Consider the following 10,033-nt stretch of genomic DNA (forward strand, 5'->3'; position numbering starts at 1 on the left):
CCGGGCCCGGCCGCCACGACGGTCGCCCGGCCGCGCGGGCAACGCGGTCGGGGCGGTTGCGGCCCGCGCCCACCGGAGAGTGCCGCTCGGCTTCGGTGTGCGGCACACTTCCGGGTCGTGCTGACTCCACTCGTCGCCGGGGTGTTCGCGCTCGCCGGGGTTCTTCTCGGGACCTTCCTGGAACCCGTCAAAGCGCGGGTCGCCGCCCGGGCTCGGCTGCGGGAAGAACGTGCCCTGCGGTCCGCCCAGCTCGTCGAGGCCGCGACCGCGGCCCGGGACGCGATCCTCTGGCTCTTCCGGACCGTCCGCACTGTCGCGCCGCCCGTGCCCGCCGGCCCCGAACTCGTCGCCGACGCCGAACAGCGCTACTGGACCGCCCGCAGCGACCTCAAGAAAGCCCTTCTCCTCCTTCGCCTGGTCGGGCCGGACGAGCTGATCGCCGGCGCGCTGGCCGTCGCGGAAGCCGATCGAGCCTTGCGGACACTGTGGTTCGACCGCGCTCCGGAGGCCCGGCAGTCGCATTCGGCCGAAATGTCGGCCGTGCTGCGTCAGGGGCGGCATGCCTTCGACGAGTTCACCGACCTCGCTCGCCGGCTCACCACCCCGAACTGAGCAGCGCCAGGCTTGCCGACCCCGCAAGAGACATCTAACATGTTAGATGTGAGTCTCTCGAAGGTCATTCGTCCCCTGCTCCGCGACGAGGCCTACGACCGCATCAGGCAGGCCATCGTCGACGGCACGCTGCCGCCCGGAGCCCCTCTTCGCGACGCCGACCTCGCCGACCAGCTCGGCCTGTCGAAGGCCCCCGTGCGCGAAGCCCTCCGGCGGCTCACCGATGACGGCCTGGTCGACCAGAAGCCCCAGAGCTACACGCGGGTCTCCGAGGTGATGTCCCCCGACGTCCTCGACGCCCGCGAAATCGTCCGGCTGCTGCACGAGTTCGCCGTCAAGCAAGCCGCGCCGAGGTGCCGTCCGGAAGACGTCGCCGCCATGCGCTCCGCCAACGACCGGTTCGCCGCGGCCATCGAAGCCGGGGACGTCAAAGGCGCCGTCCGAGCCGACGACGAACTGCACGACATCCCCGTCCGGCTGGCCGGCAACGCCGCCGTCGCCGCGACGCTCGACCGCTACACCCCGCTGCTGCGCCGCCTCGAGCACGCCCGGTTCAGCTCCGCGCTCGCCTGGAACTCCGTCGAGCGCCACACGAAGCTCATCGATGCGCTCGAGCAGCACGACACCACCACCGCCGTCGCGGTGATCTCGACCATCTGGACCGAACTGCTGGAGGACCGATGACCCTCGCCGACTTCCCGCGCTACCCCCTGCTCTTCGGCCCCTCGCCGGTGCACCCCCTCGAACGCCTCACCGCCCACCTCGGCGGCGCCGAGATCTGGGCCAAGCGCGAAGACGTCAACTCCGGCCTCGCGTTCGGCGGGAACAAGACCCGCAAGCTCGAATACCTCGTCGCCGACGCGCTGGAGCAGGGCGCCGACACGCTCGTCTCCATCGGCGGCGTCCAGTCCAACCACACCCGCCAGGTCGCCGCCGCCGCGGCGCGGGCCGGGCTGAAGGCCGTTCTCGTGCAGGAAAGCTGGGTCGACTGGCACGACCCGCTCTACGACAAGGTCGGCAACATCCAGCTTTCGCGCATCCTCGGCGCGGACGTCCGGCTCGTCCAGGCCGGCTTCGGCATCGGGTTCAAGCAGGCGTGGGAGGACGCGGTCGCCGAAATCGAAGCGAACGGCGGCAAGCCGTACGCCATCCCGGCCGGCGCGTCGGACCACCGGCTCGGCGGCCTCGGCTTCGCGAACTGGATCGTCGAGCTGGAGCAGCAGGAAGAAGAGCTGGGCGTCTTCTTCGACACCGTGATCGTCTGCTCGGTCACCGGCAGCACCCAGGGCGGGATGATCGCCGGGACCACCATCGGCAAGCACCGCCGGATCCTCGGCATCGACGCGTCCGCCAAGCCGGACGAGACCCGTGAGCAGGTCACGCGCATCGCGCGCAACACCGCCGCGCTGCTCGGTTCCGGGGAGACCCCCGACGTCGAGCTCGACGACCGCTACCACGGCGGGATCTACGGCATCCCCGACAAATCCACTGTGGACGCCATCGAAACGTGCGCCCGCCTGGAGGGCATGATCACCGACCCCGTCTACGAGGGCAAGTCGATGGCCGGGCTGATCGACCTCGTCGGAAGCGGCGAGATTTCCCGCGCATCGAACGTCCTCTACGCCCACCTCGGCGGGCAGCCGGCCCTGAACGGCTACACGAGCGTCCTGGGCTGACCGCCCGCCGGCGGCTCAGTCCAGCACGCAGAGCACGTCGATCTCGACGAGCAGCTCGCCCGGGAGCCCGACGTACACCGTCGTGCGGGCAGGCTGCGGCGCGTCGCCGATCAGCTCGTCGTACACCTCGTTGAACGGCGCGAAGTGCGCGGTGTCGGTCAGGTACACCCGGACCATGATCGCGTCCGCGAGGCTCGAGCCCGCCTCCGCCAGCACGGCCTCGATGTTCTTGAACGTCTGCCGGGTCTGGCCCGCGACGTCGTCGCCGACGACCGCGTTCGTCGCCGGGTCGAAGGCGACCTGGCCGGCGACCTGCAGCAGGTTCCCCTTGCGGACGGCCTGCGAGAACTTCGCCGGCGGCTTCGGCGCGTTCTCGGTGGAAACTGCCGTCTTGCTCATCAGTGCCCCTTTCCGTTCTCCGTCCATCCACTGTGGACGGAAGCTTCCCTGGTGGCGGCCCGCAGTTCGGGCACCAGCGCCAGCAGGCCTTCGTAGTCGAGCAATACCTTCGGCACCGACATCGACGCGGCGGCCAGCACCTCGCCGCCGGTTCCCCGGACCGGCGCCGCGATGCAGTGGATGAAGTCCTCGTGTTCGGCGTTGTCGACGGCGTACCCGCGCTCGGCCACGCGCTCCAGCTCCGCCAGGTACTCCGCGGGCGTGGTGATCGTGTTCGGCGTCCGCACCGGGTACTCGATCGACCGCGCGATCTCCTCGCGGCGGGCCACCGGCATGGCCGCGACCAGCACCTTCCCCACCGCCGTGCAGTGCAGCGGCGCGCGTTTGCCGATGCGCGAGTACATCCGCACCGAATGCCGTCCCTCGAACTTGTCGATGTAGACGACTTCGCCGTCCTCGTAGCTGGCCAAGTGCACGGTGTGCCCGGTGCGCGCATTGAGCGCGGCCAGCGCCGGGTGGGCGCTGCGCCGGACGTCGAAGGAGTCCAAGGCCTGGTTGGCGAGGTCGAACATCGCGCTGCCCAGCCGGTAGTGGCGGGCGCCTTCACGGCGGACGAAGTGGTGCTGTTCGAGGGTGCGCAGCAGCCGCAACACGGTCGACTTGTGCACGCCGATCTCGTCGGCGAGGTCGTCGAGGGTCCGCGCGTCCTGCGCGATCGAGGTCAGCAACGTCAGCGCGCGGTCCAAGCTTTGACTCATGTCCGCACCACGCCCTCTCCGGTCAGCCGCGCCGAACGCCACTCGTCCGGGTCCGCGTGCAGCAGGGTATCCACGACCGCGCGCGGCAGCGGCACCCCGACGTCGTCGTGGGTGAGCAGGGTGACGGCGGCCTGCAGGTGCCCCTGCCGCAGCCGCTCCAGCGGGGTCGCGCCGCGCAGGGTCGCGGCGAGGAAGCCGGCGGCGAACGCGTCTCCGGCACCGACCGGCTCGACGACGTCGACCTTCAGCGCGGGCGCGAACAGCGGCTCCCCCTCGACCAGCGTCGCACCGCGTTCGCCGTGCTTGACCACAAGCGTGCGCGGCTGCGGCAGCAGGGCCCGCAGCTCGGCCGGGTCGCCGGTCCCCCACACCCGCTGGGCCTCGTCGTCACCGGTCAGGACGATGTCCGCCTGAGCGGCCAGGTCGGCGAGCAGGCCGGGGTCGCGGCCGGTCCAGAGCGCCGGGCGCAGGTTGACGTCGAAGGAGATCAGCCGGTCGCCGCGGGGCAGCTCCAGCAGGGCACGCACCAGCGCCAGGCAGCTGTCCGACAGCGCCGGCGTGATGCCCGACAGGTGCAGCACGCGGACGCCGTCGAGGTTCAGCCGGTCCAGCAGCGACGGGCCCATCCCGGACGCGGCCGAGCCCGCCCGGTAGTAGCGCACCGGACTACCTTCGGCGCCGCTTTCCTTGACGTAGAGCCCGGTCGGGCGGGCCGGGTCAACCACGCACGCGCTGACGTCGACGCCGTGGGACGCGACCTCGCGCAGCATCGCCCGGCCGAACGGGTCGTCCCCGACGACGCTCACCCAGCTGCTGCGGATGCCCAGCGTCGGCAGGTTGCAGGCCACATTCGACTCGGCGCCGCCGATGGTGCGCACCCAGCGCTTCACCTCGTCCGGCGGGCCGGGTTCGGCGGGCACGAACAGCGCCATCGTCTCGCCCACGCACAACACCTCGGGCCCGCTCGTCACTTTCCGTCTCCCTGCCTTCACCCCGTTGACCTGTGGCGACCCGGATGCTACACCTAGGGCACTCAAAATGCGCAACAGTCGTTGCAACATACGCAACAGAGGTCGCCGCCGATGAATGCACCCGCCGCTTTCACCCTGAACGCCGCCGCGCTCGACACGCTCCGCCGGGAGCGGATCGACTGGCGCTTCCGCTCGGCCGCCCCCACCCTGACCGGGCTCACCCTGGAAGAAGCCGCGGACCGCAGGCTGAACCTGTTCACCGACGGGTTCTTCGCCCCCTTCGTCGTCCTCGACGACGAAGCACTCGAACACAACCTGCGGACGATGGCCGCGTGGTGCGCCGCGCGGGGCGTGGCGCTCGCGCCGCACGGCAAGACGACCATGGCACCCCAGCTCTTCGCGCGCCAGGCGGAGCACGGCGCCTGGGGCGTGACCTGCGCGAACGCCGGTCACCTCCGGATCTACCGCACCTTCGGGGTGTCCCGGATCCTGCTGGCCAACCAGCTCCTCGACCGCGCGGGCCTGCGCTGGCTGGCCGCCGAACTGGCAGCCGACTCGGACTTCGAATTCCTCTGCTGGGTCGACTCGGTCCGCGGCGTCGAGCTGATGACCGCAGCCCTCGAAGGCGCCGAGCGCCCGGTGGACGTCCTGGTCGAACTCGGTGCTGACGGCGGCCGCACCGGCGTGCGCGACACCGCGACCGCGCTGGCGGTCGCCGAAGCCGTCCAGGCGAGCCCGGTGCTGCGGCTGCGCGGCACCGGGGGCTACGAGGGCGCGCTGTCGCACGGCACCGACGAAGCGGCGCTGGCCAAGATCAGCTCCTATGTGGACGGTCTGCGTGACCTGGCGATCTCGTTCGCCGGCCAGGGACTCCTCGACGGGCAGATCATCGTCACCGCCGGCGGCAGCGCCTACTTCGACCAGGTCGCGAACGAGCTGACGAAGCCGTGGCCGGACGGCCTCGACGTGCTGCCGGTGCTGCGCAGCGGCGCCTACCTGACCCACGACGACGGCTTCTACCGCGAAATCTCCCCGCTGGGCGACCACCCGCGCATCGACGGCGTCGACTCCTTCCGGCCGGCGCTGCGCGCGTGGGCGCAGGTGACATCGAAGCCGTCGGACGAGCTCGCGCTGCTCACCATCGGCAAGCGCGACGCGTCCTTCGACGAGGGCCTGCCCGAGCCGCAGCTGCGCCGGACCCCGGACGGGCCCGCGGAGCCCCTCGACGGCCACGTCGTCACGAAGCTGAACGACCAGCACGCCTTTCTCGCGCTGCCGCCGGGGTCGCCGGTCGAGGTCGGCGACTGGATCGGGCTCGGCCTTTCCCACCCGTGCACGGTGTTCGACAAGTGGCCGCTGCTGCCGGTGACCGCGGCCGACGGCGAGACCGTCGTCGACTACGTCCGGACGTGGTTCTGATGGACGTCGTCGTCAGGAACGCCCTGGTCGCCGACGGCACCGGCGGGCCGCTCGCCCGCCACGACGTCGGCCTCGACGGCGGGAAGATCGCGGACGTCGCCGACCCGGGGTCGCTGACCGGCGGCCGGGCCATCGACGCCGACGGCCTGGTGCTGGCGCCCGGGTTCATCGACATGCATTCGCACTCCGACCTGCAGCTGCTGGCCAATCCGGAGCACCCGGCGAAGATCACCCAGGGCGTCACGACCGAGGTTCTCGGCCAGGACGGGCTGTCGTACGCGCCGGTCGACGACGTCGTGCTCGAAGCGCTGCGGCAGCAGCTCGCCGGGTGGAACGACGACCCGGCGGGGTTCGACTGGAACTGGCGCTCGGTCGGCGAGTACCTCGACCGCCTCGACCGGGGCATCGCCGTCAACGCGGCTTACCTGGTGCCGCAGGGCACGGTCCGGATGCTCGCCGTCGGCTGGGCCGACCGGCCCGCCACGGACGCCGAGCTGGACCGGATGAAAGAGCTGGTCGCGACGGGTCTCGCCGAGGGTGCGATGGGGATGTCGTCCGGCCTCACCTACACGCCCGGGATGTACGCGGAGACGAGCGAGCTGGTCGAGCTGTGCCGGGTGGTCGGCGAGCTGGGCGGGTTCTACAGCCCGCACCACCGCAGCTACGGCAAGGGCGCGCTGGAGGCGTTCGCCGAGATGATCGACGTCTCGCGCCGCTCGGGCTGTCCGCTGCACCTGGCCCACGCGACGATGAACTTCTCGGTCAACAAGGGCAAGGCGCCCGACCTGCTGAAGCTGCTGGACGAGGCTCTCGACGACGGCTGCGACATCTCCCTCGACACCTACCCGTACCTGCCGGGCGCGACCTACCTTTCGGCGCTGCTGCCGAGCTGGGCCACCGAAGGCGGCCTCGACGCCACCCTCGTCCGGCTGTCCGATGTGGACGAACGCGAGCGGATCCGCGTGGAGATCGAAGAGTCCGGTTCGGACGGTGCGCACGGCGTCCCGATCGACTGGGACGCCATCGAAATCAACGGCGTCCGCAACGAGCACAACGCCCACCTCGTCGGGCACAGCGTCGCCGCGTCGGCGCGCACGCAAGGCACCGAACCGGCGAAGCTGTACTTCGACACGCTGCTCGACGAACGGCTCGGGACGTCGTGCCTGATGCACGTCGGGCACGAGGAGAACGTCCAGGCCATCATGCGGCACGCCACGCACACCGGCGGCAGCGACGGGCTGCTCGTCGGCGCCCGGCCGCACCCGCGGGCGTGGGGCACGTTCCCGCGCTACCTGGCCCGGTACGTCCGTGAGCTGGGCGTGCTGGACCTCGCCGAGTGCGTCGCCCACCTGACCGGGCGGGCCGCGCGGCGGCTGCGGCTGGCCGACCGCGGGCTGGTCCGCGCCGGGTACGCCGCCGACCTGGTGCTGTTCGACCCGGAAACGATCGCCGACACCGCCACCTTCGAGGACCCGCGGCAAGCCGCCACCGGCCTCACCCACGTCTTCGTCAACGGCGTCGCCGCCCTCGACGACGGAACCCCCACCGGCGCCCTCGCCGGCCACTCCCTGCGCAACCCCCGGAGAGCCCGATGATCCACTGGCTGCAACACACCACGGGCGGGCTGCTGACGCTCGCCGCCGTCTCGATCGCCGTCCTGCTGGTGCTGATCATCAAGCTCAAGCTGGAGCCGTTCATCGCGCTGATCGTCGTCGGCCTGCTGACCGCGCTGGCCGCCGGCCTGCCGGTCGGGACGATCGTCGGCTCGGCCCAGAAGGCGTCGGACTCCCTGCTGGAAAAGGGGTTCGGCAGCATCCTCGGGCACATCACGGCGATCATCGGCCTCGGCACGATCCTCGGGTCGATCCTGGAACGCTCGGGTGGCGCGAAGGTGCTGACCAGCGCGTTGCTGCGCTCGTTCGGCGAGAAGCGGGCGCCGCTGGCCATGGGGGTCGCCGGGTTCGTCTTCGGCATCCCGGTGTTCTTCGACATCGGCATCTTCGTGCTGGCCCCGCTGGTCTACGTCGCCGCGCGGCAGGGCGGCAAGTCGCTGGTGCTGTACGCGATGCCGCTGCTGGCCGGCCTGTCGATCACGCACGCCTTCCTGCCGCCGCACCCCGGCCCGGTGGCCGCGGCCGGGCTGCTGCACGTCGAGCTCGGCTGGATCATCCTGATGGGCCTGGCCTGCGGGATCCCGGCGTTCCTCATCGGCGGCGTGCTGTACTCGACGTGGATCGGCAAGCGGATCACCGTCGACGTGCCCGAGGACATGGTCTTCGCCGAGGAAGAGGGCGAGCGCGAGGACAACCCGCCGTCGCTGGGCCTGGTCGCGGCGATCATCGCGGTGCCGCTGGTGCTGATCCTGGCCGGCACGTTCGGCAGCATCTGGCTGCCGAAGGGGTCCGCGCTCGCCGGTGTCGCCGCGTTCATCGGCACCCCGGCCGTCGCCTTGACCGTCGCCGTCCTGCTCGCGTCCTGGCTGCTGGGCCTGCGGCGCGGGTTCACCGGCAAGGACCTCAACGAGCTGGCCGCGAAGTCGCTGCGGCCGGTCGCCATGATCCTGCTGGTCGTGGGCGCGGGCGCCTTCTTCGGCGCGGTGCTCTCGGCGACCGGGATCGGCAAGGCCGTGGCCGATTCGCTGCACGACGCCGGCCTGCCGGTGCTGCTCGCGGCGTACGTGATCAGCTGCGGCATGCGGATCGCGCAGGGGTCGGCGACCGTCGCCATCGTGACCACGAGCGGCATCATCGCGCCGACCGTGGCCCAGCTCGGGTATTCGCAGATCCAGCTGGCGCTGCTGGTGATGGCGATCTCGGCCGGGTCGATCATCGCTTCGCACGTCAACGACGGCGGCTTCTGGATCGTTTCGCGGTACTTCAACCTCACCGTGCCGCAGACGCTGAAGTCGTGGACCGCGCTGGAAACCGTGCTTTCCCTTTCGGGATTCGGGGCTTCGGCATTGCTCATGGCCGTGGTCTAGACCATACTGGAGTCCGTCACCGCCGAAACCCGTTGGGAGACAAAGACGATGACCGGACTTTCCCGCCGCACGTTCCTCGGCGCCGCGGCCGGCGCGGGGGCCGCCACCGTCCTGGGCAGCCAGCTCGCTTCGGCGGCCACCACGTCGAAAGGCTGCTTCGCCGGAGGAACCGTGTACATCGGCAGTTACACCAGCGGGGCGAACGGGCACGGGTTCGACGTCACGACCCGGTCCGGCGCCACGCTGAACCCCGTCCGCACGGTGCCCGGCATCGCCGACGCCTCCTGGTTCGACCGCAGCGCCGACGGCAAGACGCTGTACGTCACCAACGAAGGTGACCCGAACGGGTCCGTCTCGGCGCTGAGCATCGCCGACCCCGCGAACCCGAAGCTGCTCACCAAGGTTTCGTCGAAGGGCGGGGCGCCGACGCACCTTTCGGTGCATTCGAGCGGGAAGTACGTGCTGGCCGCGAACTACAGCTCCGGCAGCGTGGTCGTGCTGCCGATCCTGGCCGGCGGCAAGCTCGGCGCGGCCACCGACCTGGTGACCCACCACGCCGACTCCGGCCAGGCGCACGCCCACCAGGTCGTCAACGACCCGACCGGCCGCTGGGTGCTTTCCGTGGACCTCGGCGCCGACTCGGTCTACGTCTACGGCTTTTCCGCCGGGAAGCTTTCGCTGCACCAGCAGCTGAAGCTGCCCGCCGGAGCCGGGCCGCGGCACCTGGCGTTCGACCGCACCGGGAAGTTCGCCTACATCCTCCAGGAACTGCGGGCGGAGGTGACGGTGGCGAGCTGGGACGCGGCCACCGGCACGCTGAAGGCGCTTTCGGTCGTCCCGGCCGTACCCGCCGGGAGCACCGGCGAGCTGTACCCGGGCGAAATCATCCTGTCGCGGGACGGGAAGTTCGCCTACGCCACCGTCCGCGGCCCCAACACGCTGACCACCTTCACCGTTTCCGGCGCCACGCTGAAGCTGGTGTCCACGGTGCCCACCGGCGGGAACTGGCCGCGGCACGTGGCCCTCGACCCGTCCGAAAGCTGGTTCTACGTCTCGAACCAGCGCTCCGGCACGGTCACCTGGCTGCCACGCGACCCGGCCACCGGCCTGCCCGGCGCGGTCGCCGGGCAGCTCGCCGTCGGCAGCGTCAACTCCGTCTACTTCGCCTCGTGAGTGGTAAGGCGGGTTAGAACCCGCCTTACCACTCACAATGGCACA

Annotated in this window: 10 protein-coding genes; 7 read left to right on the top strand and 3 right to left on the bottom strand. The window is 71.0% G+C overall.

The genetic code is table 11. The features are described from left to right. Positions 1–117 precede the first annotated feature (117 nt). Genes ACWEVN_RS42750 through ACWEVN_RS42760 form a run of 3 tightly spaced genes read left to right on the top strand, consistent with a single transcriptional unit; the run spans position 118 to position 2,288 of the window. Positions 118–612: a hypothetical protein gene (locus ACWEVN_RS42750; protein ID WP_452055087.1), complete on the top strand. Its 495-nt coding sequence runs from the start codon at positions 118–120 to the stop codon at positions 610–612. A gap of 39 nt (positions 613–651) precedes the next feature. Beyond that, a complete protein-coding gene (locus ACWEVN_RS42755; protein WP_452055088.1) occupies positions 652–1,296 on the top strand; it encodes a GntR family transcriptional regulator in 645 nt (214 codons plus the stop codon). Further along, positions 1,293–2,288, top strand: a complete 996-nt coding sequence (locus ACWEVN_RS42760; protein ID WP_452055089.1) for a 1-aminocyclopropane-1-carboxylate deaminase — start codon at positions 1,293–1,295, stop codon at positions 2,286–2,288. Before ACWEVN_RS42755 ends, ACWEVN_RS42760 begins: the two co-directional genes overlap by 4 nt. A 15-nt stretch (positions 2,289–2,303) precedes the next feature. Here the strand turns inward: ACWEVN_RS42760 and ACWEVN_RS42765 are convergent, their stop codons facing one another. The 3 genes from ACWEVN_RS42765 to ACWEVN_RS42775 are packed head-to-tail and all read right to left on the bottom strand — an operon-like array spanning position 2,304 to position 4,377. Next, positions 2,304–2,687 (bottom strand): RidA family protein, encoded by a 384-nt coding sequence (locus ACWEVN_RS42765; protein ID WP_310976596.1) that lies wholly within the window; start codon positions 2,685–2,687, stop codon positions 2,304–2,306. Beyond that, positions 2,687–3,445, bottom strand: a complete 759-nt coding sequence (locus ACWEVN_RS42770) for an IclR family transcriptional regulator (protein ID WP_310976598.1) — start codon at positions 3,443–3,445, stop codon at positions 2,687–2,689. The genes ACWEVN_RS42765 and ACWEVN_RS42770 overlap by 1 nt, the downstream gene beginning before the upstream one ends. After that, entirely contained in the window at positions 3,442–4,377 is a 936-nt protein-coding gene (locus tag ACWEVN_RS42775) for a sugar kinase (RefSeq protein WP_452055094.1), read from the bottom strand. The genes ACWEVN_RS42770 and ACWEVN_RS42775 overlap by 4 nt, the downstream gene beginning before the upstream one ends. 150 nt (positions 4,378–4,527) lie before the next feature. Here ACWEVN_RS42775 and ACWEVN_RS42780 point away from each other — a divergent pair, with 150 nt between their 5' ends. From ACWEVN_RS42780 to ACWEVN_RS42795, 4 genes are read left to right on the top strand one after another with little or no spacing between them, the layout of a single operon-like run. Beyond that, a complete protein-coding gene (locus ACWEVN_RS42780) occupies positions 4,528–5,835 on the top strand; it encodes an amino acid deaminase (protein ID WP_452055090.1) in 1,308 nt (435 codons plus the stop codon). After that, entirely contained in the window at positions 5,835–7,430 is a 1,596-nt protein-coding gene (locus ACWEVN_RS42785; protein WP_452055091.1) for an N-acyl-D-amino-acid deacylase family protein, read from the top strand. Before ACWEVN_RS42780 ends, ACWEVN_RS42785 begins: the two co-directional genes overlap by 1 nt. Beyond that, positions 7,427–8,815, top strand: a complete 1,389-nt coding sequence (locus ACWEVN_RS42790) for a GntP family permease (RefSeq protein ID WP_452055092.1) — start codon at positions 7,427–7,429, stop codon at positions 8,813–8,815. The genes ACWEVN_RS42785 and ACWEVN_RS42790 overlap by 4 nt, the downstream gene beginning before the upstream one ends. 48 nt (positions 8,816–8,863) lie before the next feature. Beyond that, positions 8,864–9,988: a lactonase family protein gene (locus ACWEVN_RS42795; protein WP_452055093.1), complete on the top strand. Its 1,125-nt coding sequence runs from the start codon at positions 8,864–8,866 to the stop codon at positions 9,986–9,988. Positions 9,989–10,033: the final 45 nt, after the last annotated feature.

It is taken from the genome of Amycolatopsis sp. NPDC003861, from assembly GCF_053605405.1.

What these genes read in the sequence shown, in the direction of transcription:
- ACWEVN_RS42755 (WP_452055088.1), top strand. Translation starts at nt 652, where the DNA reads ATGTTAGATGTGAGTCTCTCGAAGGTCATTCGTCCCCTGCTCCGCGAC.
- ACWEVN_RS42760 (WP_452055089.1), top strand. Translation starts at nt 1,293, where the DNA reads ATGACCCTCGCCGACTTCCCGCGCTACCCCCTGCTCTTCGGCCCCTCG.
- ACWEVN_RS42765 (WP_310976596.1), bottom strand. Translation starts at nt 2,687, where the DNA reads ATGAGCAAGACGGCAGTTTCCACCGAGAACGCGCCGAAGCCGCCGGCG.
- ACWEVN_RS42770 (WP_310976598.1), bottom strand. Translation starts at nt 3,445, where the DNA reads ATGAGTCAAAGCTTGGACCGCGCGCTGACGTTGCTGACCTCGATCGCG.
- ACWEVN_RS42775 (WP_452055094.1), bottom strand. Translation starts at nt 4,377, where the DNA reads ATGGCGCTGTTCGTGCCCGCCGAACCCGGCCCGCCGGACGAGGTGAAG.
- ACWEVN_RS42780 (WP_452055090.1), top strand. Translation starts at nt 4,528, where the DNA reads ATGAATGCACCCGCCGCTTTCACCCTGAACGCCGCCGCGCTCGACACG.
- ACWEVN_RS42785 (WP_452055091.1), top strand. Translation starts at nt 5,835, where the DNA reads ATGGACGTCGTCGTCAGGAACGCCCTGGTCGCCGACGGCACCGGCGGG.
- ACWEVN_RS42790 (WP_452055092.1), top strand. Translation starts at nt 7,427, where the DNA reads ATGATCCACTGGCTGCAACACACCACGGGCGGGCTGCTGACGCTCGCC.
- ACWEVN_RS42795 (WP_452055093.1), top strand. Translation starts at nt 8,864, where the DNA reads ATGACCGGACTTTCCCGCCGCACGTTCCTCGGCGCCGCGGCCGGCGCG.